General features: G+C 60.7%; 24 protein-coding genes. 17 read left to right on the forward strand and 7 right to left on the reverse strand.

Annotation, left to right across the window (positions count from 1 at the left end):
• The first annotated feature begins 5 nt into the window (after nucleotides 1-5).
• The 5 genes from ACZ5RG_RS07215 (at nucleotide 6) to ACZ5RG_RS07235 (ending at nucleotide 3,672) form a co-directional block, all read left to right on the forward strand.
• A complete protein-coding gene (locus ACZ5RG_RS07215) occupies nucleotides 6-920 on the forward strand; it encodes a transglutaminase family protein (protein ID WP_464448154.1) in 915 nt (304 codons plus the stop codon).
• 161 nt (nucleotides 921-1,081) lie between these two features.
• Complete coding sequence (locus tag ACZ5RG_RS07220; RefSeq protein ID WP_298596461.1) at nucleotides 1,082-1,540, forward strand: RidA family protein; 459 nt, start codon at nucleotides 1,082-1,084, stop codon at nucleotides 1,538-1,540.
• Nucleotides 1,540-1,794: a hypothetical protein gene (locus ACZ5RG_RS07225; protein ID WP_464448155.1), complete on the forward strand. Its 255-nt coding sequence runs from the start codon at nucleotides 1,540-1,542 to the stop codon at nucleotides 1,792-1,794. The genes ACZ5RG_RS07220 and ACZ5RG_RS07225 overlap by 1 nt, the downstream gene beginning before the upstream one ends.
• A 20-nt stretch (nucleotides 1,795-1,814) precedes the next feature.
• Nucleotides 1,815-2,330: a DUF1993 domain-containing protein gene (locus ACZ5RG_RS07230; RefSeq protein WP_464448156.1), complete on the forward strand. Its 516-nt coding sequence runs from the start codon at nucleotides 1,815-1,817 to the stop codon at nucleotides 2,328-2,330.
• A gap of 61 nt (nucleotides 2,331-2,391) precedes the next feature.
• Entirely contained in the window at nucleotides 2,392-3,672 is a 1,281-nt protein-coding gene (locus ACZ5RG_RS07235; protein ID WP_315137194.1) for a D-alanyl-D-alanine carboxypeptidase family protein, read from the forward strand.
• Nucleotides 3,673-3,798: 126 nt separating this feature from the next.
• On the opposite strand, the gene ACZ5RG_RS07240 is transcribed toward ACZ5RG_RS07235, so the two are convergent.
• A complete protein-coding gene (locus ACZ5RG_RS07240) occupies nucleotides 3,799-6,009 on the reverse strand; it encodes an OsmC domain/YcaO domain-containing protein (RefSeq protein ID WP_464448157.1) in 2,211 nt (736 codons plus the stop codon).
• Between the two features lie 312 nt (nucleotides 6,010-6,321).
• Here ACZ5RG_RS07240 and ACZ5RG_RS07245 point away from each other — a divergent pair, with 312 nt between their 5' ends.
• Together ACZ5RG_RS07245 and ACZ5RG_RS07250 are read left to right on the forward strand one after the other, a co-directional pair.
• Entirely contained in the window at nucleotides 6,322-6,618 is a 297-nt protein-coding gene (locus ACZ5RG_RS07245; protein WP_464448158.1) for a type II toxin-antitoxin system RelE/ParE family toxin, read from the forward strand.
• A 6-nt stretch (nucleotides 6,619-6,624) separates the two neighbouring features.
• Complete coding sequence (locus ACZ5RG_RS07250; protein ID WP_298596442.1) at nucleotides 6,625-6,930, forward strand: addiction module antidote protein; 306 nt, start codon at nucleotides 6,625-6,627, stop codon at nucleotides 6,928-6,930.
• Nucleotides 6,931-7,137: 207 nt separating this feature from the next.
• On the opposite strand, the gene hrpA is transcribed toward ACZ5RG_RS07250, so the two are convergent.
• Nucleotides 7,138-11,256: an ATP-dependent RNA helicase HrpA gene (gene hrpA / locus ACZ5RG_RS07255; protein WP_464448159.1), complete on the reverse strand. Its 4,119-nt coding sequence runs from the start codon at nucleotides 11,254-11,256 to the stop codon at nucleotides 7,138-7,140.
• An 89-nt stretch (nucleotides 11,257-11,345) separates the two neighbouring features.
• On the opposite strand from hrpA, the gene argA reads away from it, so the two are divergent.
• Complete coding sequence (gene argA / locus ACZ5RG_RS07260; protein ID WP_312259883.1) at nucleotides 11,346-12,692, forward strand: amino-acid N-acetyltransferase; 1,347 nt, start codon at nucleotides 11,346-11,348, stop codon at nucleotides 12,690-12,692.
• Nucleotides 12,693-12,837: 145 nt separating this feature from the next.
• On the opposite strand, the gene ACZ5RG_RS07265 is transcribed toward argA, so the two are convergent.
• Entirely contained in the window at nucleotides 12,838-13,680 is an 843-nt protein-coding gene (locus ACZ5RG_RS07265) for a class II glutamine amidotransferase (RefSeq protein ID WP_464448160.1), read from the reverse strand.
• Nucleotides 13,681-13,688: 8 nt separating this feature from the next.
• Nucleotides 13,689-14,378, reverse strand: a complete 690-nt coding sequence (locus tag ACZ5RG_RS07270) for an aspartate/glutamate racemase family protein (protein ID WP_464448161.1) — start codon at nucleotides 14,376-14,378, stop codon at nucleotides 13,689-13,691.
• A gap of 113 nt (nucleotides 14,379-14,491) precedes the next feature.
• Between ACZ5RG_RS07270 and ACZ5RG_RS07275 the strand changes: the two genes are divergently transcribed.
• Complete coding sequence (locus tag ACZ5RG_RS07275) at nucleotides 14,492-14,965, forward strand: Lrp/AsnC family transcriptional regulator (RefSeq protein WP_019429456.1); 474 nt, start codon at nucleotides 14,492-14,494, stop codon at nucleotides 14,963-14,965.
• Here the strand turns inward: ACZ5RG_RS07275 and ACZ5RG_RS07280 are convergent.
• Entirely contained in the window at nucleotides 14,949-15,446 is a 498-nt protein-coding gene (locus tag ACZ5RG_RS07280; protein ID WP_464448186.1) for a disulfide bond formation protein B, read from the reverse strand. The genes ACZ5RG_RS07275 and ACZ5RG_RS07280 overlap by 17 nt on opposite strands.
• Nucleotides 15,443-16,219 (reverse strand): ferredoxin--NADP reductase, encoded by a 777-nt coding sequence (locus ACZ5RG_RS07285; RefSeq protein WP_298598055.1) that lies wholly within the window; start codon nucleotides 16,217-16,219, stop codon nucleotides 15,443-15,445. The genes ACZ5RG_RS07280 and ACZ5RG_RS07285 overlap by 4 nt, the downstream gene beginning before the upstream one ends.
• 214 nt (nucleotides 16,220-16,433) lie before the next feature.
• Between ACZ5RG_RS07285 and ACZ5RG_RS07290 the strand changes: the two genes are divergently transcribed.
• The 3 genes from ACZ5RG_RS07290 to ACZ5RG_RS07300 are packed head-to-tail and all read left to right on the forward strand — an operon-like array spanning nucleotide 16,434 to nucleotide 19,596.
• On the forward strand, nucleotides 16,434-16,709 hold the full coding sequence (locus ACZ5RG_RS07290) for an oxidative damage protection protein (RefSeq protein WP_298598058.1): 276 nt from the start codon (nucleotides 16,434-16,436) through the stop codon (nucleotides 16,707-16,709).
• A gap of 2 nt (nucleotides 16,710-16,711) precedes the next feature.
• Nucleotides 16,712-17,935: an FAD-dependent 5-carboxymethylaminomethyl-2-thiouridine(34) oxidoreductase MnmC1 gene (mnmC1, locus tag ACZ5RG_RS07295; protein ID WP_464448162.1), complete on the forward strand. Its 1,224-nt coding sequence runs from the start codon at nucleotides 16,712-16,714 to the stop codon at nucleotides 17,933-17,935.
• Between the two features lie 56 nt (nucleotides 17,936-17,991).
• Nucleotides 17,992-19,596 (forward strand): FMN-binding glutamate synthase family protein, encoded by a 1,605-nt coding sequence (locus ACZ5RG_RS07300; protein WP_464448163.1) that lies wholly within the window; start codon nucleotides 17,992-17,994, stop codon nucleotides 19,594-19,596.
• Nucleotides 19,597-19,615: 19 nt separating this feature from the next.
• Here ACZ5RG_RS07300 and ACZ5RG_RS07305 read toward each other — a convergent pair whose 3' ends face one another.
• The gene (locus tag ACZ5RG_RS07305; protein ID WP_464448164.1) at nucleotides 19,616-20,815 is read right to left on the reverse strand and encodes an ABC transporter substrate-binding protein; all 1,200 of its coding nucleotides are present in this window, start codon (nucleotides 20,813-20,815) and stop codon (nucleotides 19,616-19,618) included.
• Nucleotides 20,816-21,198: 383 nt separating this feature from the next.
• Between ACZ5RG_RS07305 and ACZ5RG_RS07310 the strand changes: the two genes are divergently transcribed.
• From ACZ5RG_RS07310 to cysD, 5 genes are all read left to right on the forward strand, one after another.
• Nucleotides 21,199-21,990, forward strand: a complete 792-nt coding sequence (locus ACZ5RG_RS07310; protein WP_315137167.1) for a sulfite exporter TauE/SafE family protein — start codon at nucleotides 21,199-21,201, stop codon at nucleotides 21,988-21,990.
• A 25-nt stretch (nucleotides 21,991-22,015) separates the two neighbouring features.
• On the forward strand, nucleotides 22,016-23,836 hold the full coding sequence (locus tag ACZ5RG_RS07315; protein ID WP_464448165.1) for a nitrite/sulfite reductase: 1,821 nt from the start codon (nucleotides 22,016-22,018) through the stop codon (nucleotides 23,834-23,836).
• 17 nt (nucleotides 23,837-23,853) lie between these two features.
• On the forward strand, nucleotides 23,854-24,231 hold the full coding sequence (locus ACZ5RG_RS07320; RefSeq protein ID WP_464446695.1) for a DUF934 domain-containing protein: 378 nt from the start codon (nucleotides 23,854-23,856) through the stop codon (nucleotides 24,229-24,231).
• Between the two features lie 7 nt (nucleotides 24,232-24,238).
• Complete coding sequence (locus tag ACZ5RG_RS07325; RefSeq protein WP_464446696.1) at nucleotides 24,239-25,024, forward strand: phosphoadenylyl-sulfate reductase; 786 nt, start codon at nucleotides 24,239-24,241, stop codon at nucleotides 25,022-25,024.
• Nucleotides 25,025-25,243: 219 nt separating this feature from the next.
• Entirely contained in the window at nucleotides 25,244-26,173 is a 930-nt protein-coding gene (gene cysD, locus ACZ5RG_RS07330; protein ID WP_464446697.1) for a sulfate adenylyltransferase subunit CysD, read from the forward strand.
• Nucleotides 26,174-26,181: the final 8 nt, after the last annotated feature.

Raw genomic sequence — 26,181 nt, forward strand, 5'->3', positions numbered from 1 at the left:
CCACCATGCGCCTGGCCATCACCCACGAGACCCGCTACCACTACAGCCCGCAGGTGCAAACCGCGCAGCATGTGGCCCACCTGCAACCGGCTGACACCCCTTGCCAAAAAGTCATCAGCCACTGGATGCAGGTAGAGCCAGCGGCCTCGGTGCAACACAACATCGACGCTTTTTTGAACCACCGCTCGTATTGGGCGCTGACCAAGCCGCACGATGGCCTCATGGTTCGGGCGCACAGCGAAATCATCACCTCGGCGATCGCCACGGGGACCACCAGCGCCACGAACGCCCGCCAAAGCTGGGAATCGGTGCGCGAGCATTTCCGCTACCGGGGCGGGCAGCCGGGCGATGTGCACAGCGGTTTTGTCTTCGGCTCGCACCATGCGCCGGTACACGAAGCGTTTTTGGCCTACGCGCAAAGCAGCTTCACGCCCGGCCGCTCCTTGGTGCAAGCCGCCCAAGAACTCACGGCACGCATGCACCGCGACTTCCGCTACGAATCGGAAAGCACCGACATCAACACCCCGGCGCTCGAAGCGCTGGCCGAAAAGCGCGGCGTGTGCCAGGACTTTGCCCACATCATGTTGGCCTGCCTGCGCTCGCTGGGCTTGCCCGCCCGCTACGTGAGCGGCTACCTGCTGACCCAGCCTCCACCAGGCCAACCTCGCTTGGTGGGCAGCGACGCCTCGCACGCTTGGGCTTCGGTCTATTTGCCCGAATTGGCCAGCCACGCCTGCCAGGGCTGGCTGGACCTGGACCCGACCAATGACCGCACCGGCTTGGCCAGTCCCGGTGAAGACTATGTGCGCTTGGCCGTGGGCCGCGACTTTGCCGATGTGTCACCTCTTCGCGGCGTGCTGCAAGGCGGCGGGGCGCACACACTCGAAGTGGCCGTGACGGTGGCACCACTGGACGAATGAGCACCGCCTCGCGCATGCGGGCTTCCCAAAGGCGAACAGCGACTCACTGATTCGGACTGGCCGATGCGAGCTCACCTCAGCGCTTGAATTCAGCGACAATTCCCGCTGATCTGTCATTCCTGCGAACGCAGGAACCCATCCCCACAACACAAAGCACGACCATGAGCGTTTACGACACCCTGAAATCCCTCAACATCGAATTGCCTCCCGTGGCTGTCCCCGCAGCGGCGTATGTGCCCTTTGTGCAAACGGGCAATCTGGTCTTTTTGTCGGGCCACATCGCCAAAAAAGACGGCAAAGTCTGGGCCGGTCAACTGGGCAAAGACATCAGCACCGCAGAAGGCCAACAAGCCGCCCGCGCCGTGGCGATTGACCTGATGGGCACGCTGCACGCCGCCGTCGGCGACCTGAACAAAGTCAAACGCATCGTCAAAGTGATGAGCCTGGTCAACTCGACCGGCGACTTCACCGAGCAGCACTTGGTCACCAACGGCTGCAGCGAGCTGCTGGGCCAGGTGTTTGGCCCACAAGCTGGCGCCCATGCCCGCAGCGCTTTTGGCGTCGCACAAATCCCGATGGGTGCCTGTGTCGAGATCGAACTGATCGCCGAAATCGGCTGATGGCCGCAGTCAGAGCTGAGCGCTGCAACCTGTCTAGAGTCCCCATGCCATCGACCTGCAAGCCCCTCTTGGCATTGGCGCTGCTGACGGCCCTGTCTGGTTGTGGTCTGGTGTCAACGCAAGCCGTGTACGAAGAAATCCGTGCCCAGCAAAAAGCCAAAGCCGTGGGCAGCGGCACCACGCCTGACAACAAGCTGCCCCCTTACGACCAATACCAAAAAGAGCGCTCGGGCCTTTCGCCCGAACCTCATTGATTCCAATCCGGAGACACCTCATGACCCTTTCCATGTCCAGCGCGAGCTTGCCCGTTTGCACCCGCATGCTCACCAACCTGAGCCACATCTTGGCCAAAGCCGAGCAGTTCGTCGAAACCAAAAAGATCGACCCCATGGCACTGACCACCTACCGTCTGGCCCCGGACATGTTTCCGTTCACGCGCCAAGTGCTGATCGCTTGCGATGCGGTCAAAAACGGTGTGGCCCGTTTGAGTGGCATCGAAGCGCCCAAGTTTGATGACACCGAAACCACCTTGGCACAACTGCAAGAGCGCATCCAAAAAACCCTGGCCTTCATAGCCACCGTGCCCGCTGCCGCGCTGGACGGCACCGAAGACAAAGAGATCACCTTCCCCGCAGGTCCGGGCAAAACCCGCACCCTGAAAGGTCAGGACTACCTGACCAGCTGGATGCTGCCCAACATGTACTTCCACATCACCACGGCCTACACCATCCTCCGCCACAACGGCGTGGACGTGGGCAAGGTGGACTATTTGATGGGTGCGCAGGGCTAAAGCGCCTGGTAAATCAGCAACACCCATCGGCGACAATCGGCGCTCTGTCGGTATAAACCCCATGCAAATCAAAATCTCCTATTTCCTTCCTGTCCTCTTCGCCATCGCTGCAGGCGCTCTGGCGCCCAGTGCCTCGTCCTTTGCGGCTGGCCCCAAAGCCACCAAGCCCGCGCCTCACAAAAAGGCTGTGCCCTCTAAAAAGGCCACGCCTCCTAAAAAAGCTGCGGCTGCTGTGAACGCGCTGCCGCCACTGGCCGCAGACACCGCATTGGCCGACAACGCCCCCGCGCTGCCCGCCAAAGCCTGGCTGCTGATGGACTACGACTCCGGCCAAGTGCTCGCCTCGGCCAACGCCAACGAAGCACTGCCCCCCGCATCGCTGACCAAGATGATGACCAGCTACATCGTCGAACAAGCGCTGCGCTCGGGCAAACTCAAGCCCACCGACCTGGTCACCGTCAGCGAAAACGCTTGGTGCCGAGGCACCAGCGCCGAGTCGTGCATGTACCTGCCCCTGAACAGCCAGGCCACGGTCATCGACATCTTGCGCGGCATCATCATCCAGTCGGGCAACGATGCCTCTAAAGCCATTGCCGAACACATGGCGGGCTCCGAGGCGGGCTTTGCCAAGCTCATGAACGCCGAAGCCCAACGCTTAGGCATGACGCACACCACCTTCGCCAACCCCACCGGCCTGCCCGACCCAGCACACAAATCGTCTGCGCGAGACCTGGCCATCTTGGCCCGCGCCATCATCCGCGACGGTGCCGAGTACTACCCCATCTACGCCGAACGCGAATTCAAATACAACGGCATCAAACAAGGCAACCGCAACGCCCTGCTCTACACCGACCCCAGCGTGGACGGCCTGAAAACCGGCCACACCGCAGAAGCGGGCTACTGCCTGGTCACCTCGTCCAAGCGCAACGACATGCGCTTGATCACCGTCATCCTCAACACGCACAGCCCCCAAGCACGCGCAGACCAATCGCGCACCTTGCTGGGCTGGGGCTTTGGCAGCTTTGAAAAGACCACCCCCATCCAGCCTGGGGCAGTCGTGGGCACGGCCAAAATCAGCTTTGGCAAAGCCGACAGCGCCCCCGCCGTGCTGGGCGCACCGTGGATGCTGACAGTGCCGCGCGGCCAGACCGTGCAAACCACGGTGGAACTGATTGCCGACCTGCAAGCGCCTGTGGCCAAAGGCGCGGTGATCGGCAAAGTGATCGCCACGGCCAACGGCAAACCCGTGGGCGAAGCCCCGCTGGTGGCACAAACCGAAGTGGAACGCTCGGGCCTGTTGCTGCGCGGGTGGCAGCACTTGATGAAGTTGTTTGGCAAGTGAGCAGGCTTGCGCCGCCACCCGGCCAAGGCCAACACCAAAGAAAGGCACCCTCGGGTGCCTTTCTCATGGGCGGCCAATTTGGCCACTTCGGCCAAGCATGGCTGCCCGCTGGGCCGGTGCGCTGGTTTAAGCCAAAGCCCGCTTTGCTGCCGCCTGCGCACGCGCGGCGTGCAGTTTTTTGTAGCTGTCCAGCAAGCGCTGGTGCCGGTCCAGCGTTTCCAACTGGAGGCTGGTGGGCGTGAGGCCATGAAAGCGCACGCTGCCGTCGACCGAGCCGATGGCCGCATCCATGCGCTCGTCGCCAAACATGCGCCGAAAGTTGACGGCGTAATCCGCCAAAGCCAAGTCCTCGCCCAGCTTCACCTCCAGCACCACGTTCAAGGCTTGGTAAAACAAACGGCGCTCCACCGTGTTGTCGTTGTATTGCAAGAACGCACCCACCAGTTCGTGGGCCTCTTCCAACTGCTGCAAAGCCAGGTGAATCAAAAGCTTGAGCTCCATCACCGTCAACTGGCCCCACACCGTGTTGTCGTCAAACTCGATGCCGATCAGGGTGGCAACATCGAGGTAGTCGTCCAGCTCGTTGTTCTCCAAGCGGTCCAACAAGGCCTCTAGGGCCTCGTCGTCCAAGCGGTGCAGGTTCAGCACATCGGCGCGGAACAAGAGCGCTTTGTTGGTGTTGTCCCAAATCAGGTCATCGACCGGATAGACCTCGGAATAGCCCGGCACCAAGATGCGGCAGGCGGTAGCGCCGAGTTGGTCGTGCACCGCCACATAGGCTTCTTTGCCCATGGACTGCAAGATGCCAAACAACGTGGCGGCCTCCTTGGCGGTGGCATCGTTGCCCTGCGCAGAAAAGTCCCACGCCACAAAATCGTGGTCGGCTTGGGCGCTGAAAAAGCGCCACGACACGATGCCGCTGGAGTCGATGAAGTGCTCGACAAAGTTGTTGGGCTCGGTCACGGCGTTGCTGATGAAGGTAGGCGCAGGCAAGTCGTTCAGCCCTTCAAAACTGCGGCCCTGCAGCAGCTCGGTCAGGCTGCGCTCCAGCGCCACCTCCATACGGGGGTGTGCGCCAAATGAAGCGAACACACCGCCCGTGCGCGGGTTCATCAGGGTCACGCACATCACCGGGTACACACCGCCCAGCGAAGCGTCTTTGACCAAGACCGGAAAGCCCTGCGCCTCCAAGGCCTCGATGCCTGCCACGATGCCGGGGTATTGGGCCAACACGGCAGCTGGCACATCGGGCAAAGCCATTTCGCCTTCCAAGATCTCGCGCTTGACGGCCCGCTCAAAAATTTCTGACAGGCACTGCACCTGCGCTTCGACCAGCGTGTTGCCCGCGCTCATGCCATTGCTGACAAACAGGTTTTCCACCAAGTTGGACGGGAAATACACCACCTCACCGTCGGACTGGCGCACATAGGGCAGCGCACAAATGCCGCGCTCGGTGTTGCCCGAATTGGTGTCGAACAGGTGCGAGGCCTTGAGCTCGCCATCGGGGTTGTAAATGCGCAAGCAATGCGCGTCCAACAAGCCCTTGGGCAGCGCATCGCGCTTGCCCGGCTGGAACCAGCGCTCCTGGGGGTCGTGCACAAAGTCGGCCTGCGCGAGGTCTTCGCCAAAAAACACGCCCGCGTAAAAGTGGTTGTTGTTCAGCCGCTCAATGTATTCGCCCAGCGCCGAGGCCAAGGCGCTTTCTTTGCTGGAGCCTTTGCCGTTGGTGAAGCACATCGGTGAATGCGCGTCGCGGATGTGCAGCGACCAGACGTTGGGCACCAAGTTGCGCCACGATGCGATCTCGATCTTGATGCCCAAATTGGCCAACACCGCCGTCATGTTGGCGATGGTCTGCTCCAGTGGCAGGTCCTTGCCCGCGATGCGGGTCTGCGTGAGCGCATCGGGCTTGAGCGTGAGCAAGGCCTGTGCGTCGGCGTCCAGGTTGTCCACCGCCTCCACCACAAAGATCGGCCCGGTTTGCACCGCTTTTTTCACCGTGCAGCGGTCGATGGACCGCAAAATGCCTTGGCGGTCTTTGTCGGACATGTCCGCTGGCAACTCCACCTGAATCTTGATGGTCTGCAGATAGCGGTTGTCAGGGTCGACGATGTTGTTTTGCGACAGGCGGATGTGCTCGGTGGAGATGCCACGCGTCTCGCAATACAGCTTCACAAAATACGCCGCACACAAAGCCGACGAGGCCAAAAAATAATCAAACGGCCCCGGCGCAGAGCCATCGCCCTTGTAACGAATGGGCTGATCGGCCAGCAAGGTGAAGTCGTCAAACTTGGCCTCTAGGCGCAGTTTGTCGAGAAAATTGACTTTGATTTCCATGCGGTGGTCCCTGGGAATGGCGGCACCCCAGCAGCTGGGGATGTGAAAAATGGTGTGTAGTGTGCCTGAGCGGTGCAAACCCGCGTTATTCGGCAGTGCGCTTGACTCCCCATCCCCACTAAAATTGGCCTCCAACCGACTCATCCGCGCAGACCAGAAAAAATCATCAAGTGGCTGCAACAAAACGGGGCGGATTCAAAAGTGAAGTGCAACACCTGCCAACCCTTTAAGGTCCGCAGATGCAAATCACCCCATTGAAACACTGCTGTCTCCAGTACACTTGCAAAGTGTGAACAACTGATTACAATCACAATGTACACGATCAAGCGCATGCCCGAGTTTGATGAGTGGTTAGCCGAGCTTAGGGACGGCATGACACGCATCCGACTGACCCGACGGCTCGAAAAAGTCCAGCGTGGCTTACTGGGCGATGTGGCCCCTGTAGGCGAAGGCGTCAGCGAAATGCGGGAATTCTTTGGACCCGGCTGGCGCATGTATTACATCGAGCGAAACGGCATGCTGATCGTGATGCTGGGCGGTGGCGACAAGTCCACGCAGTCTGACGACATTGTCCGAGCCATTGCATTGAGCCAAACCCTCACGGAGTGACTGACCATGACCCAAAAAATCAAAGCCGCCGACCTGCCCGACTTCGACATGGCCGAATACCTCAAGACCGACGAGGACGTGGCCAACTACCTGACGCTGGTGCTGGAAGAAAACGATCCTGCCGAGCTGACCCACGCGCTGGGCACCATTGCACGCGCACGCGGCATGACCGAAGTGGCCCGCGCCTCGGGCCTGACCCGCGAAGCCCTCTACAAAGCCCTGCGCCCCACATCGCACCCGCGCTTTGACACGATTGCCCGCGTCTGCACAGCACTGGGAGTGAAGCTGGTGGCGCAGCCAATGCAGGTTTAAGCAGCCACACAAATGAAGCCGAGGCACCTTCGGATCCATTTTTTCGCGGCTGATGGAAATAAAGTGGCCAAAAAATAACCGACTTTATTAACACCTGCACGACAACTGATACACCTGAAAAATTCATCAATCACGATTTCTAACCTGCACTCTCAAAAGTGTTCTTGAAAACCATGTTTATCTGTGAATGACTAAACGTGCGCAATCTCAATAAGTCAACTGCCCCCAAGCCTTCTCCAGCCGCTTGATGCTCACCGGCTGCGGGGTGCGCAACTCTTGCGCGAAGAAGCTCACGCGCAGCTCTTCCAGTAGCCAGCGGAACTCCAGCATGCGGGTGTCTTGTGCGCCTTTGCGCTCGGCCACCAAGCGCCAATAGCGTTGTTCTTGCGGTTTCAGCTCGGTCAGGCGCTGGGCGTCGCGGGCGGGGTCGGCGCGGTATTTGTCCAGGCGCAGGGTGATGGCCTTGAGGTAGCGTGCGTAGTGCTGCAGCTGCGGCCATGGGGTGGCGGCCATGAAGTTTTTGGGCATCAGGCGTTGCAGTTGCTGGGCGCAGTCTGCCGTGGCATCAGGGGCGTTTTTGGTGTCCTTGATCTTGCGGGTGGCCGCGCCAAACTCCAGCAAGATGCTGCCCGCCAGTCGGGCAACTTCGTTGGCAATCAGGGTCAAGCGGCCCCGGCCTTCTTCGATGCGGCGCTTGAAGGTGGCTTCGTCGTTGGGCAGTGGGTCGAGTAAGAAGGCGCGGTCGAGTGCCACATCGATGATTTGGGCTTTCAACTCGTCTGCCGTGCCACCGCCTGCCCCGTCAGGCGACCGCCCGACTTGCATGTACGCCACGGCCATTTTTTGCAGGTCGGGGATGTTTTTCTCAAGGTACTTGAGCGCGTCTTTGATCTGCAGCGCAAACAGGCGGCGCAGGCCCGCTCGGTTTTTGTGGGCGGCGACGTCGGGCTCGTCAAACACTTCGATGGTCACGGCGTCTTGCATGTCCACCAGCGCGGGGAATCCGATCAGGGTCTGCCCGCCTTTGCTGATTTCCATCAACTCGGGGAGTTCGCCGAAGGTCCAGCTGGTGTAGCGCTGGGGGGCCAGGGGCTTGGGCGGTGCTGTGGCTTTGGCGGGCGCTGTGCCTGTGCGGGCATGGATACCCGCGTTCGCGGGTATGACAAATTCTTTTGTCACACCCGACTTGATCGGGTCTCCATCTGGGGAGTGGATACCCGCGTTCGCGGGTATGACATTGGAGGCGGGTATGACATTGGAGGCGGGCATGACAGAAGAAGCCACCTTCAACTGCGCCAGCGCCTGGAAGGCGCCACGCGCTTTGGCACCCAGCTCGCCTTTGAGTGCGCCCAGGTTGCGGCCCATGCCCAACTGGCGTCCATGCTCGTCGACCACGCACAGGTTCATGAACAGGTGCGGGCTGAGCATGTCGAGTTTGAAATCGCCTCGCTTCACGTCCAGGCTGGTTTCGTCGCGCACTTTTTTGAGCAACACATCGGTGAGCGAGCCACTGCCAAACAGCTCGGGCACCGACAACTCGGCGGCGAGGCGCGTGGCCGATTCGGGCAGTGGCACAAAGCGGCTGCGCGGGCGCTGGGGCAGGCTTTTGAGCAGGGCCTGAATTTTGTCTTTGAGCAAGCCGGGCACCAGCCATTCGCAGCGGTCTTCGCTCACTTGGTTGAGCACAAACAAAGGCACCGTCACGGTCACGCCGTCGCGGGCGTCGCCCGGCTCGTGCAGATACGAGGCCTGGCAGTCGGTGCCGCCCAAACGGATTTGCTTGGGAAAGGCCAGCGTGGTGATGCCTGCGGCTTCGTGGCGCATCAGCTCTTCACGGGTCAGCAACAGCAAGCGCGGCTGCTTGGCGATCTCGGTCCGGTACCAGTCTTCGAGCAGGCGGCCACTGCACACCTCGGGCGGGATTTGCTGGTCGTAAAAGGCGTAGATCAGCTCGTCGTCCACCAGCACGTCTTGGCGGCGCGACTTGTGCTCCAGCTCTTCGACCTTGGCGATCATCTTGTGGTTGGCGGCCAGGAAAGGCAGCTTGGTCTCCCACTGGTCGCCCACCAGCGCTTCGCGGATGAAAATCTCGCGTGCGCCGTGCAAGTCCACCCGGCTGTAAGCCGTGCGCCGCCCGCTGTAGACGACCAGGCCATACAGCGTGGCCCGCTCCAGCGCCACCACTTCGGCCGACTTCTTTTCCCAATGCGGGTCGAGCACTTGTTTGCGCAGAAGGTGCGCCCCAACTTGCTCCAGCCACTGCGGCTCAATCGCCGCAATACCCCGGCCAAACAGGCGCGTGGTTTCCACCAGCTCGGCCACCACGATCCAGCGGCCCGGTTTTTTACTCAAGTGCGCGCCGGGGTGCTTGTGGAACTTGATGCCGCGTGCGCCCAAATAGGCTTCTTCGTCTTCGAGCTTGTAGCCCACGTTGCCCAGCAGGCCCGCCAGCATGGACAGGTGCAATTGCTCGTAACTGGCAGGCTGCGTGTTGATGCGCCACTTGTGCTCGGCCACCACGGTGAGCAGCTGGGTGTGCGTGTCGCGCCACTCGCGCACGCGGCGGATGTTGATGAAGTTCTGACGCAGCAGTTGCTCGTATTGGCGGTTGCTGAGTTTGTGGGTGGAAGCGGGGGCATGGATACCCGCGTTCGCGGGCATGACAGAGGGGGCGGGCATGCCAGAGGTTGCAGGCAAGCCCGCGCCTTTGGTCACACCCAGCTGCCCCCTATTTGTCACACCCGGCTTGACCGGGTGTCCATGGGCCGTTGGGCCGCCACGGGCATCGTGAATCCATTTCCACAGTTTCAGGTAACCCGTGAACTCGCTCTTGTCGTCGTCGAACTTGGCATGTTGCTGGTCGGCCTGGGCTTGGGCGTCCATGGGGCGGTCGCGCACGTCTTGCACGCTCATGGCGCTGGCGATCACCAGCACTTCGTCGAGCGCTTCGCGGCCACGCGCTTCCAAAATCATGCGGCCCACACGCGGGTCCAGCGGCAGGCGGGCCAGCTCTTTGCCGATGGGGGTGAGTTCGTTGTCGTCGTCCACCGCGCCCAGTTCGGCCAACAGTTGATAGCCGTCGGTGATGGCGCGTTTAGACGGCGCTTCGATGAAGGGAAAGTCTTCCACCACACCCAGGTGCAGCGACTTCATGCGCAAGATGACGCCCGCCAAAGACGAACGCAGGATTTCTGGGTCGGTAAAGCGCGGGCGACCGGCAAAGTCTTTGTCGTCGTACAGACGAATACAGATGCCATTGGCCACTCGGCCACAACGGCCCGCACGCTGGTTGGCAGCGGCCTGGCTGATGGGCTCGACCATGAGCTGCTCGACCTTGCTGCGCAGGCTGTAGCGCTTGACGCGGGCGGTACCGGCGTCGATCACATAACGGATACCGGGCACTGTGAGCGAGGTTTCGGCCACGTTGGTGGCCAGCACGATGCGGCGGCCATTGGAGGCTTCAAAAATCTGGTCTTGCTCGGCTTGCGACAAGCGGGCAAACAGCGGCAGCACTTCGGCATTGCGCGTCAGGGGCTGGTGCGCCAGGTGTTTGCGCAGGTGGTCGGCAGCTTCGCGGATTTCGCGCTCACCGGGCAAAAAGATCAGGAGGTCGCCCCCTGCCCCACCTTGCCAAAGTTCGTCCACGCCGTCAGCAATCGCATCGTTCAGGCCGTAGTCGCGCGATTCTTCGAACGGCCGGTAGCGCTGCTCAACCGGAAAGGTGCGACCGGACACCATGATGACCGGGGCTGGGCCGTTGCGAGACGCAAAGTGCTTGGCAAAACGGTCGGCGTCGATCGTGGCCGAGGTGACCACGATCTTCAGGTCTGGCCGACGCGGCAGGATCTGGCGCAGGTAGCCCAGCAAAAAGTCGATGTTCAGGCTGCGTTCGTGCGCCTCGTCGATGATGATGGTGTCGTAGGCCTGCAGCAGCGGGTCGGTCTGCGTTTCGGCCAGCAAGATGCCGTCGGTCATGAGTTTGACCGACGCGTTCTTGCTCAAACGGTCTTGAAACCGCACCTTAAAGCCCACCACCTCGCCCAGCGGCGTCTTGAGTTCTTCAGCGATGCGCTTGGCCACCGAGCTGGCCGCAATGCGCCGGGGCTGGGTGTGGCCGATCATGCGGGCGCGTTCGCCGGGCTTGGCGTTGAGCTTGCCCCGCCCCAGCGCCAAGGCAATTTTGGGCAGCTGCGTGGTCTTGCCCGAGCCGGTTTCACCACAGACGATGATGACCTGGTGCTGGTCCATGGCGGCCATGATTTCGTCACGGCGGGCCGAGACCGGCAGGCCTTCGGGGAACTCGATTTGGAGGGGGGTGTCAGACAAGGCGGAAACTTCTGTGAAAATCAATGCAAGAACAGCCCGGGATTATCCCAGCCCGACGCCCTGCCACCTTTGCCGCACCCAGATTGCCCATGTCCACTGTATTCAACTTCACCTTTGTGCCCTGGTTCCGGTCGGTGGCGCCCTATATCCACATGCACCGGGGCAAGACCTTTGTGGTGGGCATTGCGGGCGAGGCCATTGCGGCGGGCAAGCTGCACAACTTGGCGCAAGACCTGGCACTCATCCAAAGCATGGGCGTCAAGATCGTGCTGGTGCACGGCTTTCGCCCGCAGGTCAACGAACAACTGGCCGCCAAAGGCCACAACCCCCAATACTCCCACGGCATACGAATCACCGACAGCGTGGCGCTGGACTGTGCGCAAGAGGCCGCTGGCCAGCTGCGCTACGAGATCGAAGCGGCCTTCAGCCAAGGTTTGCCCAACACGCCCATGGCGGGCTCCACGGTGCGGGTGATTTCGGGCAACTTCATCACAGCCCGCCCGGTGGGCATTGTGGACGGCGTGGATTTCATCCACTCGGGTCTGGTGCGCAAGGTCGATGTGGACGGCATCATGCGCACCCTGGACATGGGCGCGATGGTGCTGCTGTCGCCGTTTGGTTTTTCGCCCACCGGCGAGGCCTTCAACCTGACCATGGAAGAAGTGGCCACCAGCGTGGCCGCCGAACTGCAGGCCGACAAGCTGATTTTTGTGACTGAAATCCCGGGCATCCGCATCGAGCCGCACGCCCCGGCCAGCGATGACAACCCCATTGACACCGAATTGCCCTTGGCCGCCGCCAAGCAGTTGCTGGCCTCATTACCCAACCCCACCGAGCCGACCGACATCGGCTTTTACCTGCAGCACTGCGTCAAAGCCTGCGAAGAAGGCGTAGAGCGCTCACACATCTTGCCCTTTGCTGTAGACGGTGCGCTGCTGCTGGAGGTGTATGTGCACGACGGCATCGGCACCATGATCGTGGACGAAAAACTCGAAGAGCTGCGCGAGGCCACAGCCGACGATGTGGGCGGCATTTTGCAGCTGATCGAGCCATTCGAGAAAGACGGCACCCTGGTCAAGCGCGACCGCACCGAGATCGAGCGCGATGTGGACCACTACACCATCATCGACCACGACGGCGTGATCTTTGCCTGCGCGGCGCTCTACCCCTACCCAGAAGCCAAAACGGCCGAGATGGCCGCGCTCACCGTGTCGCCCCAGTCACAAGGTCAGGGCGATGGCGAGAAAGTGCTCAAGCGCGTAGAGCAACGCGCCCGCGCCATGGGCCTCAAAAGCATCTTTGTGCTCACCACCCGCACCATGCACTGGTTCATCAAACGCGGTTTTGTGCAAGTGGACCCCGACTGGCTGCCCGAAGCCCGCAAACGCAAATACAACTGGGACCGCAAGAGCCAGGTGCTGGTGAAAAAGCTCTGAGCGAGAACGTCATCCCGAGTGGATCGGAAGAAATATCACCCCCGACCAGATCGGGGGTCCATGCATTCTGAACCCGTCACCCCCGACCAGATCGGGGGTCCGGCCTTCGACTGCCATGGATACCCGCATGCGCGGGTATGACGACTTAGGTCGGGTGCGACAAGTTCGGGTCGGACACGGCTGCGGCGAAGGCTCGGGTTTGGGGGTTCACTTCGCGCCAGGCCTCACGGCCGTCCACATAAACGCGGAACTCGCCTGTCTGCAGGGCCTGCCAGGGCTCGTTCAACGTCAGGGGCTCGGTGGCCAGCAAGGTCATGACGTCGCCTTCGGCATTGAGTGGCCCCAGGTCCAGGCTCATTTCACGGTCGACCAAACGCGCATGGGGAAAAGGATGGCACCGGGTCAATTGATGCAAATGCGTGGAGCAATGCGCAAACACGGCATGCCCATCGCTGAGCAACATGTTGAAGTTGCCGTACCCAGCCAACTCAGCGCTGATGTTGGCCAAGATCGGTGCCAGTTCGGGCCATTCGGGTGACTCTTGCCGGTCCTTGAAGTGATTGCGCAAACGGCTCATGAGGGTGCAAAAGGCCCGCTCGCTGTCGGTCGTGCCCACGGGGGTGTCCTGACATCCCACTGGCACCTCAAAATTGCGCAAGTCACCGTTGTGTGCAAACACCCAAGTACGCCCCAACCATTCGCGTTGAAACGGGTGGCAGTTGGCCGACTGCACATCGCCCTGCGTCGCTTTGCGCACATGCGCCACCACCACCTTGGATTTGATGGGGTGCTCTCGCACGTAATCGGCCAGCGGCGATGCGCTGGCGGGCATGTCGTCTTGAAACACGCGACAGCCTTTGCCGTCATAAAAAGCAATGCCCCAGCCGTCTACGTGGTCCGATGTCAGGCCTCCGCGTGCCGAAAACCCGGTGAAAGAAAAAGTAGTGGCTGCCTGGTTGTTGCAGCTCATGCCCATCAATTGGCACATGGTGTGTCTCAGGACAAAGAAAAATCAACTGCCGCCATGGCGTGCAGCGCGGTGGTGTCAAAGCTGGGCACGCCAGCATCATCGGGCTGCAGGATCATGGTCAATTCGGTGCATCCCAAAATGACCCCTTGCGCGCCCTGTGCGACCAGCTGCTGCACCAGCGCGATCAATTTTTGACGTGAACTTTCCAGCACCACGCTTCGACACAGCTCTTCAAAAATGATCCGGTGCACCTCGGCCCGGCCTGCTTCATCGGGCACCAGACACGCGATCCCGCGTGCGGCCAGATGGTCGCGCATGAAAGCTTGTTCCATGGTGAATCGGGTGCCCAGCAAACCGACCTTATGCAGCCCGGCAGCAAGAACCGCATCGGCCGTGGCGTCGGCAATGTGCAGCAAGGGCAGCGAGGTCACCGATTGAACCTCAGGCGCGATGCGGTGCATGGTGTTGGTGCAGATCAGCAAGACTTCTGCCCCGCTGCTTTCCAATTGGCGGGCGGCCGTTTGCAAGATTTCTGTCATGCGGAGCCAGTCGCCCTGCTTTTGCAGATCGGCGATTTCCTGAAAGTCCAGGCTGACGAGGTGCACCCGCGCCGAGCGCAAACCACCTAGACGCCGCGCCACTTCGCGGTTGATGTTTTGGTAGTAAAGGGCCGTGGACTCCCAGCTCATGCCACCGATCAGACCGATTTTTTTCATGTTGTGCGACTCTGCGGATTGATGACAGAAGTTTGCCACCAAATTTGAAGCATGAAATTGCAATGTGATGCATCAAATGCTTGATTCGAGGCATATTTTTCTACAATACAGCCATGAAGAAGAAACTGGATGCCATAGATCGCAAGATTCTGGAATTGTTGCAAACCCAAAGCGACTGGCCCATCAACGAATTGGCGGCCGCCGTGCACCTGACACCGACGCCATGCTGGCGGCGCGTTCAGCGGCTCAAGGAGTTGGGCATTCTGGCCCGACAGGTGGCCTTGGTGGACAGGCAAAAGGTGAACTTGGGCGTGACGGTGTTCGTGGCCATTCGCACCCGCGACCATGACGTGCCTTGGCTGGAGAGGTTTCGCGCTGCAGTGCAGGGCATTGGGGAAATCGTCGAGGTTTACCGCATGAGCGGGGATGTGGACTACCTGCTCAAGGTGGTGGTGCCCGACATTGCCGCTTACGACCTGGTTTACAAACAGCTGATTCAGCAGGTGCCCTTGTCCGACGTCAGCTCCAGTTTCGCCATGGAAGAACTCAAGTTCACCACGGCAATGCCACTCACTTACGTGACTTGAGTGCGATCAACAAGCCCGCCAGCGCAAACACCACAAACGCCACGAACGACCAGTTGGCAATGGAGCCCCCCAAAAAGGTCCAGTCGACCTTGGTGCAGTCGCCGCTGCCTTTGAAGATCATGGGGATGGCGCGGTTGATGGGGAAGTTTTCGACCATGCCGTAAAAGTCGCGCCCACAGGTGACGACTTCAGGCGGGTACCACTGCAGCCAGCTTTGGCGTGCTGCCGTAAAGCCACCAAAGCCGGCCGTCATCGCCAGCAACAAAGCCGCCACTGTCAGCCCCCAGCCACGCAGGCGCCAACCCATCGCGCCGAACACCACCACGCCAATCAGCGCATAGCGCTGCACGATGCACATGGGGCAAGGGTTCAGGCCCACCACATGCTGCAAATAGAGCCCAAAGACCAACATGCCGGTGCCCGACAAAGCGATCAGGACCAGAAGGCGCGAGTGGGTCAGTGAGTTCAGGTTCATGGTCAGGATTCGGCAAATGCGCGCTCGATGACGAACGCGCCGGGGGTGCTGGTATTGCCTTCTTTCAGGCCGTGCTCTTCGCAAATGCGCTTGAGGTCTTTGAGCATGCCGGGGCTGCCGCAGATCATCACACGATCGGTTTCGGGGTCGAGCTTGGACAAACCCAAGTCAGAGAACAGCTTGCCGTTTTCGATCAAATCGGTCAGGCGGCCCTGGTTTTTGTAGGGCTCGCGGGTCACGGTGGGGTAGTAAAGCAGTTGCTTACTGACCATCTCGCCCAGAAACTCGTTGGCCGGGAGTTCTTGTGTGATGTAGTCGTGGTACGCCAATTCATTCACTTGCCGGACGCCGTGCACCAGGATGACCTTCTCAAAACGCTCATAGGTTTCGGGGTCGCGGATGATGCTCATGAACGGCGCCAGACCCGTGCCGGTGGACATGAGGTACAGGTTTTTGCCGGGCAAGAGGTAGTCGCACAGCAAGGTGCCTGTGGGCTTGCGGCCGACCACAATGGTGTCGCCCACCTGGATGTGTTGCAACTTGGAGGTCAGCGGACCGTCGGGCACCTTGATGCTCAAAAACTCCAGGTGCTCTTCGTAATTGGCACTGGCAATCGAATAAGCACGCAACAGTGGTTTGCCGTTGTCGCCGCGCAAACCGATCATGGTGAAGTGCCCGTTTGAAAAACGCAGGGCCTGATCGCGTGTGGTGGTGAAGCTGAACAGACGGTCAGTCCAGTGGTGAACGCTCAAAACGCGTTCTTCAAGAAAAGCACTCATTTGATTTTTAGGTGTTTTGGCAGGGACATGAGCCCCGTCGCCACTGAGGGGATACAGAAAGCTTGCTACAGTTGCGGCCTCAAAGACCACAAGAAAATCGTCTCTGTCGCAAAACAGCCCGTATTTTCATGTGAACCGCTTCAAACTGGAAATACTGAAATTTTATATCCGTATAACCAGTGCTTCTTAAGACAGATCAAGGCTGAAAGACACCATGGCACGCACCGTTCAATGCATCAAACTCGGCACCGAAGCAGAAGGCCTGGACTTTCCGCCCTACCCCGGCGATTTGGGCAAGCGCATTTGGGAAAGTGTGAGCAAGCAAGCCTGGGCCGACTGGCTCAAGCACCAGACCATGCTGGTCAATGAAAACCGCTTGAACCTGGCCGATTTGCGTGCCCGCCAATACCTGGCCCGCCAGATGGAAAACCACTTCTTTGGCTCCGGCGCTGACGCCGCCCAAGGCTACGTGCCGCCTTCTGCCAGCTGAGTTTGATTCCACCCCTTTTGCATCCCGGCTCCACCCCTGCCGGGCTCGGGCCGCGCCAAGCCCTGGTGATCGGTGCAGGCCTGTCAGGTTCGGCTGTGGCACACAGCTTGGCCTTGCGCGGCTGGGCGGTCACAGTGATCGACCAGGCAAAAGGGATTGGCGCTGGCGCATCGGGTCTGCCTGCGGGTTTGGCCGCCCCCCATGTCTCGCCCGACGACAACGTGCTCTCGCGCATCACGCGGGCGGGGGTTCAGGCCACGCTGCAACGTGCTCAAACGCTGCTGCAACGCGGCACAGACTGGGCCCCGACAGGCGTTTTGGAACACAACCTGGCAGGCAAACGCAGGCTGCCCACCGCCAAACTCGATCACCACAACACCCAAGACAGCACCCCTGAAAGCACCCACGAAGGCAGCACGCAGGCCAGCGCTGAACAAGTCGCGGCAGCGGGTCTGCCCCTCGGAACGCCTGCGCTCTGGCATGAACAAGCGGGCTGGATCAGGCCCCGCCAACTGGTGGCGGCGCAACTGCAAACACCGGGTGTGCAGGTCCTTTGGCAGCACAAAGCCCAAACCATTGAACGGCGCGACAACCTGTGGACCGTGACCGATGCCCAAGGCCAGACCTTGGGCCAAGCCCCCTTGCTGGTGGTGGCCAGCGCCTTTGACAGCCTGGCTTTGCTGCAACCCCTGCCCGGTTTTGCAGTGCCCTTGAACCCTTTGCGTGGGCAAGTCAGTTTTGGCCATATGCACGATTTGAACGACGCCCAGCGCCAGCTGCTGCCGCCCTTTCCGGTCAACGGTCACGGCAGTTTTATCAGCGGTGTGCCCACGCCAGACGGCCAGTCGGGCTGGTTCATCGGCTCTACTTTTGAGCGCAACTGCGAACAAGCGCCCGTGCGCGAAGAAGACCACGCCGCCAACCAATTGCGCCTGGCCACCCTGCTGCCCGACTTGGGTGCGGCCATGCAGCAGCAGTTTGGCCCGGCCCACATCCATGGCTGGGCCGGCTTGCGCTGCACCCTGCCCAACCGCCTGCCTGCCGTGGGGCCCATCGACAGCCAACGTCTGCCGGGTCTGTGGCTCTGCTCGGGCATGGGCGCACGCGGCATCAGCCTGGCCGTGTTGTGCGGTGAACTCACCGCCGCGTGGTTGTGCAAAACGCCCTTGCCTTTGGCCCCGTCACTGGCCAAACATCTGGCAGCAGAACGCTACATTCACGCATAAAAATCCACCAAAATCACCAACACCATCTACGATGGGTGTTTTTGGGAGTGCAGTTCATGGCCCGTCAGTCTTTCTCCCGCTATCTGCCCTGGCTGGTCACAGCACCTGCAGCCATCGTGGCCTGGCCAGTTTCGGCGTGGGCCAGCGCCTGCTTTGCGGTGCTCTTTGTGCTGGGCTGGATCGACTTCACCCAAACCAAACAGGCGGTGCGCCGCAACTACCCCTTGACTGGCCGACTGCGTTATGGGCTCGAATACATTCGCCCCGAATTGCGCCAATACTTTTTAGAGGATGACGAGGAAAAACTGCCGTTTTCGCGCAACCAGCGGGCCATGGTTTATGCCCGCTCCAAAATGCAAAACGACAAACGCGGTTTTGGCAGCGTCAAGGACATGTACAGCACAGACACGGAATGGCTTGCACACTCTTTGCTGCCCGTGCAACCCGACCCGGCCTCGTTTCGCATCCAGGTGGGCGCAGCGCAGTGCACACAGCCCTATGGCTTGTCACTGCTCAATATTTCGGGCATGAGCTTTGGGGCGCTGTCACCCAATGCCATCCAGGCGCTCAACCGGGGGGCGGCTATGGGCCAATTTGCGCACGACACCGGTGAAGGCAGCATCTCGGTGCACCACCGCCAGCATGGGGGCGACCTGATTTGGCAAATTGCCTCGGGCTATTTTGGTTGTCGCACAGCCGATGGCCGCTTTGACCCCGAGCGCTTTTCGCTGCAGGCGAAGTCGCCTCAGGTCAAGATGATCGAGGTGAAACTCTCACAAGGGGCCAAGCCCGGCCACGGTGGCGTGTTGCCCAAGGCCAAGGTCAGCGCTGAAATCGCCGAAGCCCGGGGCGTGCCCATGGGCCAAGACTGCGTCTCTCCGGCTCGGCACTCGGCCTTTGCCAGCCCGCTGGAGTTGTTGGCGTTTGTGACGCAATTGCGCCAGTTGTCGGGCGGCAAACCGGTGGGCATCAAGTTGTGCGTGGGCCACCCGGCTGAATGGTTTTCTCTGGTCAAAGCGATGGTTCAGACCCAGCAAACACCGGACTTTGTGGTGGTGGACGGGGGCGAAGGCGGCACAGGCGCTGCACCCATCGAATTTGCGGACCATGTGGGCATGCCTTTGCGCGACGGTCTGCGTTTGGTGCACAACAGTTTGGTCGGGGCCGGTTTGCGTGACCGCATCAAGATCGGGGCCTCGGGCAAGGTGATCTCTGCGTTTGACATGGCGCGTTGCCTGGCCCTGGGGGCCGATTGGTGCAACGCGGGCCGTGGCTTCATGTTTGCGCTCGGTTGCATCCAGTCACGCAGTTGCCACACCGACCACTGCCCCACCGGCGTGGCCACGCAAGACCCGGTGCGCCAGCGCGCGATTGTGGTCACCGACAAAGCCGAGCGGGTGTTTTACTTTCATGCCAACACCATGCACGCCTTGGCCGACTTGCTGGGCGCCGCCGGACTCCAAAGCCCCAGCGAGATCAGCCCTCAGCACCTGATGGTGCGCAACGGTCAAGGCCAAGCACGCAGCTTGGCCAGCATGGTGGACACCTTGGCACCGGACCAGTTGCTGTCACCCCAAGGCAGCAAGCCCCCCCTGCCCAGTCCTTTTGCCGATTTCTGGGAAGGCAGCAGTGCCCAACAATGGGGTTTGGCCAGCGCTTGAGCCGCTGTGAGCGGCCCGTTTATTTCATCGCCTCGGCCGGGCGGCGCGACTTCACATACGCGTCGGTGGGCTGGTAAGCCTTGCCGTCGGCATAGCGCCACTGCACCATGGTGCCTTTGCCACCGCGCTGGTCAAGCTTGCCCACATAAGCGCCCATGGTGGACTGTTGGTCAATCGCGCGGAACTCGGCCGGGCCAAAAGGCGTGCTGAACTTGAGGCCGCGCATGGCGATGACCAGCTTCTCGTTGTCGGTCGAATTGGCTTTTTTGATGCCCGCAAAAATCGCCTGCATGGTGGCATAGCCCACCACCGAGCCGACCTTGGGGTTCTCATTGAACTTTTTGTAATAGTTGGCCGCAAAACTGGCGTGCTCTTTGTTGTCGAGCTGGTCCCAAGGGTAGCCCGTCACGATCCAGCCCTTGGGGGTTTCGTCTTTCAGCACTTCCAGGTACTCGGGCTCACCCGACAGGAGCGAGACGACTGGCGTCTTGGGAAAAACATTGCGCTGGTTGCCTTCGCGCACCAGCTTGGCCAAATCGGCCCCAAAGGTCACGTTGAAAATGGCGTCGGGCTTGCTGGCCATGGTGGCCGTGAGCGTGCTGCCCGCGTCGATCTTGCCTTGGGCTGGCCACTGCTCGCTGACAAACTCCACATCGGGGCGCTTGGCCTTGAGCAGTTCCTTGAAACTGGCGACGGCGCTTTGACCGTATTCGTAGTTGGGTGCGATCGTGGCCCAGCGCTTGGCGGGCAACTTGGCCGCCTCTTCAACCAACATGGCCGCCTGCATATAGGTGCTGGGGCGCAGGCGGAAGGTGTAGCGGTTGCCTTTGTCCCAGACGATGGCATCGGTCAATGGCTCGCTCGCCACAAACAGACGCTTGTTTTTGTGGGCATGGTCTGCCAGTGCCAAGCCGATGTTGGACAAAAAGCCCCCGGCCAGCACATCGACCTTTTCTTTGGACGTCAGCTCGATGGCGTGGCGCAACGCCTCTTCAGGCTTGCCCGCGTCGTCTCGGGCAATGACTTCGACCTTGCGGCCCAGCAAACCGCCCTGGGCATTGACCTCTTCGACCGCCAACTGCCAGCCTTGTTTGTAAGGCTGGGTGAATTGGGGAATGGCGGAATAGCTGTTGATCTCACCGATCTTGATCGGGCTTTGGGCAAATACAGGGACCACGGCGGCGGCTGTCAGCAGGCCAGTGGCAATAAGGCGGTTCATAAAATGAGTCCTCAGGCTACGGTCAAAACCGTGACTGTACCAGCCAGTTTTTGGCCTGTCGCGGAGTTGACACACAAAACACCTGTCATGAATGACTTGAACTGTCGCCTGTCATACCCACCCCAGCCGCCATATCCACCCCGGCCCGTCATGCCCACCCCAGCCTGTCATACCCACCCCGACCTGTCACCCCCGACCTGATCGGGGGTCCATGCCTTCGGTTTGGATGGATACCCGGTCAAGCCGGGTATGACGGGCAGGGTTGGTATGACAGGCTGGGGTGACAGATGTTTGTCATGCCCGCACTTCTTATAAGCAACCGGCATATATAACCAACTAAAAAATCGTTTGTTTGGGCATAAAGAGCCCTTACAGTCGCCTCCATGGTTGATTTGGCTTATGTCTTTGCAGGTTTCTTCGTGGGCACCATCGTGGGCTTGACGGGGGTGGGTGGCGGCTCGTTGATGACGCCGCTGTTGATCTTTTTCTTTGGCGTGAAGCCCTATATGGCCGTGGGCACCGATTTGCTCTTTGCGGCTTTCACCAAGCTGGGCGGCACCATCAGCTTTGCGCGTCAGCGTATCGTGCCTTGGCGCGTGGTGGGTTTGCTCAGCGCGGGCAGCATCCCGGCTTGCCTGGCGACTTTGGGCTTTTTGCATTGGGTGGGCCCTGCCGATCCCAAAGTGCAAGCCTTGATGACCACCACCTTGGGCGTGGCCTTGTTGCTCACTGCGGCGGCCATGCTCTACAAAGCCGTGCGCGGCAAACAAGTGCCGCGGCATTTGGCCGCACAAGACGAAGCCCTGGCCAGCACACCTCGCCACTGGAGCCTGCCTGTGCTGTTTGGCGCTCTGATCGGCACTTTGGTCACGCTCACCTCGGTCGGCGCGGGGGCCATTGGCGTCACTGTTTTGCTTTTGCTCTACCCCATGCTGCCACTGCCCCGCATCGTGGCGGCAGACATTGCCTATGCCGTGCCTTTGACTCTGGTTGCAGGCCTTGGCCACGCATCGCTGGGCTCGGTGGACTGGCCTTTGCTGGCCAAGCTGCTGGCGGGCTCTTTGCCCGGCATCTGGCTGGGCTCGCGCCTGACGCACCACACACCAGACCGTGTGATCCGTTCCCTGCTTTCCGTTTTGCTGGCCTGGGCTGGCACCAAACTGGTTTTGATCTGAATCTCTTCTGACCTGTCGTTACACCATGTACCAATACACCGAATTTGACAAACAGTTCGTTCGCGCCCGCGCCGCACAACACCGCGACCAACTGGAGCGCTTTCAGGCCGGCCAACTCACGGGCGATGAATTCAAGCCTCTGCGCCTGCAAAACGGCTGGTACGTGCAGCGCTACGCCCCCATGCTGCGCGTGGCGGTGCCTTATGGCGAAATTTCGGCACCTCAACTGAAAGTGCTGGCCCAAATCGCCCGCGACTACGACACGCCCGACGCCGCTCTGCTGGCCGAAGCCCAAGCCACGCAAGACAAAATCGCTGGCCTGGCACCCAAGCTGACCACCAACTACGGTCACTTCACCACCCGCCAAAACGTGCAGTTCAACTGGATTCCGTTGGCCCGGTCCGCCGATGTGATGGACCTCTTGGCGAGTGTGAACCTGCATGGCATCCAGACCAGCGGCAACTGCATCCGCAACACCACCACCGATGCGCTGGCCGGTGTGGCCGTGGACGAAGTGGTCGATCCACGCCCCTATGCCGAGCTGATCCGACAGTGGAGCACGCTGCACCCCGAGTTCGCCTTTTTGCCGCGCAAGTTCAAGATCGCCATCACCGGCGCTGCCGAAGACCGCGCCGCCATCGGCTGGCACGACGTGGGCCTGCAGATGGTCAAAAACGCCGCTGGCGAAGTGGGCTTCAAAGTGCTGGTGGGGGGCGGTATGGGCCGCACGCCCGTGGTAGGCACCGTGATCTGCGAGTTCCTGCCCTGGAACCAGATCATGAATTACCTCGAAGCCGTGATCCGCGTCTACAACCGCTGGGGCCGCCGCGACAACCTGTACAAGGCCCGCATCAAGATTTTGGTCAAGGCCGAAGGCCAGCGCTACTTTGACGAAGTGGCGTCTGAGTACCAGGACATTTTGGTCAAGGACGGCGGCCTGCACACCATCCCGCAAGCCGAGTTCGACCGCGTCGCCGCCTGCTTCGTGGCCCCTGCCCTGAACCTGCCCACTGACAAGGCCGAGCAGGCGGATGACTGGATCGCAAAGGCCGAAGCCGACGTCAGCATCGAAGCAGCCAAAACGCCCGCCTTTGCCCGCTGGATCGCGCAAAACGTCCAGCCCCACCAAAACCCAGCCCTGCGCGCTGTGACGCTGTCTTACAAGCGCATGGGCCAAGCCCCCGGCGACGCCACCGCCGACCAGCTGGAGGCCTCTGCCGCTTTGGTGGCCAAGTACTCCGCTGGCGAAGCACGCGTCACGCACACCCAAAACCTGGTGCTGCCCTGGGTGCGCCTGGACCAGCTGCACGCACTGTGGCTCGAAGCCAAGGCGTTGGGGCTCGCCCAGCCCAACATCGGCCTGCTGACCGACATGATCGCCTGCCCCGGCGGTGACTATTGCGCACTGGCCAATGCCCGTTCGCTGCCACTGGCTGCGGCCATCACCGAGCGCTACCAAGACCTTGACGAGCTCGATGACCTGGGCCACATCGACTTCCACATCAGCGGCTGCATCAACTCTTGCGGTCACCACCACAGCGGCCACATCGGCATCTTGGGCGTGGACAAAGACGGCAAGGAGTGGTACCAGGTCACGCTGGGTGGCTCGGATGGCAAAGCACTGTCAGGCCCCACAGGCGCTGGCAAAGTGGTTGGCCCGTCGTTCTCGTCGTTCGAAGTGCCCGACGTGATCGAAGCGATCCTCAACACCTACAAAGCACTGCGCCAGCCCGAGCAAGGTCGCGACGAATACTTCATTGAAACCCTGCGCCGTGTGGGCCAAGACCCGTTCAAGGCTGCGGCCAATGCAGCGCGTCATCCCGCTGCCGATGCCCAGACCGCCTGAACACGGGAAAACAGACCATGAAAATCATCACCGCCCAAGAACACCAAGCCCTTGAATCGCCTGCCGTCCTGACGCTGGCCAACGACGTGGACCCGCGCACGCTCGATTTGAACGGCGTGACGCGCATCGACATGCAGTTTCCCAAATTCACCGATGGCCGCGCTTACAGCCAAGCCTTTTTGCTGCGCCGCCGTTTGGGCTTTGCTGGTGAACTGCGTGCCACAGGCGACGTGCTGATCGACCAACTGGTGCAAATGCAGCGCACCGGTTTTGACGTGGCCGTGCTGCGCGAAGGCCTCGATGCCTCGGCTGCACAACGCCAGTTCGACCGCTTTGCCGGGTTCTACCAAGGCTCTGCTGTCGGTACACAACCCCATTTTGCAGAAATGGCCTGATGAAACCATGACTTCAAGCCTCATATCGTCCCGCAAGGCCCCGGCCAAAGCCACCGAGCAAAACGCCAAAGCCAGCCCACAGTTCGCCGCCAAGCTGGCCGAAACCCAAGCCTTGCTGCAACGCGCGGCCACCGAATTCACGCCCGTGACCCAAGCCTCCAGCTTAGGTGCCGAAGACGTGGTGATCACCCACCTCATCAACAGCCTGCAGCTCGACATTCCGGTCTTTGTGCTCGAAACCGGTGCCTTGCACACCGAGACGCTGGCCTTGCTCGAGCGCACCCAGGCCCATTCACGCGCGCCCATCAACGTCTTTCGCCCAGTGACCGAATCGGTCATCCAGTTCGTACGCGACAAAGGCCAAGACGCGATTTACCAAAGCATGGACTTGCGAAAAGCCTGCTGCGGCGTGCGCAAGATGGAGCCACTGGGCCGCGCCCTGAAAGGCCAACGCGCCTGGATCACCGGCTTGCGCCAGGAACAATCAACCGCCCGCGCCGAGGTGCCACTGCAAGACGACAGCGAAGTCGCCAAGGCCTCTGAGAACGGCAGCACAAACGCCGCCGTGGGCCTGTCCAAGTTCAACCCTTTGGCCAACTGGACCTGGGGCGACGTTTGGCACTACATCGCTGAAAACCAAGTGGACTACAACCCACTGCACGATCAGTTCTTCCCCAGCATCGGCTGCGCCCCCTGCACACGGGCCATCAGCCTGGGCGAAGAGTTCCGCGCTGGTCGCTGGTGGTGGGAAGACGAAACCGCCAAAGAGTGCGGCTTGCACGTCAAGAAATGAATCCCCTGACTGAACAGCCAACCTTCAACTGAATTGCCAAACCTGCCACTGAACAGCCAACCCGCCACTGAATTGCCAACCCGTCACTGAATTGCCAACCCGTCACTGAATTGCCAACCCGTCACACAGCTGTCATCCCCGCGAATGCGGGGATCCATGCCTCCGACTTCTGGATCCCCGCATTCGCGGGAATGACGGGTCAAAAAACTTCAAAACCATATGACAGCCATCACACAAACCGAGTTGCACACCCTGAGCAACAGCCACCTGGACGCGTTGGAAGAAGAAACCATCTTCATCCTGCGCGAAGTCGCCGCCGCTTTCGAGCGCCCCACCTTGCTGTTTTCGGGCGGCAAAGATTCGCTGGTCATGCTCCGGTGCGCCGAGAAGGCTTTTGGCGCAGGGCGCATACCTTATCCGCTCTTGATGATCGACACCGGCCACAACTTCAAGGAAGTGACCGACTTTCGCGACTCGCGAGCCAAAGAGTTGGGTGCCGAGCTCATCGTGCGAAATGTCGAAGACTCGATGAAACGCGGCACCGTGCGCCTGGCCCATCCGGGCGAGAGCCGCAATGTGCACCAATCGGTGACCTTGCTGGAGGCGATTGAAGAGTTCCGCTTTGACGCGCTGATCGGTGGCGCCCGCCGCGACGAAGAAAAGGCCCGCGCCAAAGAACGCATCTTCAGCCACCGCGACAGCTTTGGCCAGTGGCAACCCAAAGCCCAACGCCCCGAGCTGTGGACGCTGTTCAACCACAAGTTGCAGCCGGGCGAGCACTTTCGCGTTTTCCCGATCAGCAACTGGACCGAGCTGGACGTGTGGCAATACATTGCCCGCGAAAAAATCGCACTGCCCACGATTTACTACACGCACAAGCGCGAGGTGGTGGACCGCCGTGGCCTCTTGGTGCCGGTGACCGAGCTGACACCGCCCAAAGACGGTGAAGAAGTGGTGGTGCGTGATGTGCGTTTCCGCACCGTGGGCGACATCACCTGCACCTGCCCGGTCGAAAGCGATGCCGCCACACCTGAGCAAATCGTGATCGAGACACTGGCCGCTGATGTGAGTGAGCGCGGCGCTACGCGCATGGACGACAAGACGTCCGAAGCTTCGATGGAGAAGCGCAAAAAAGACGGCTATTTCTGATCACGCGG

The sequence above is a fragment of the Limnohabitans sp. TEGF005 genome, assembly GCF_055394835.1.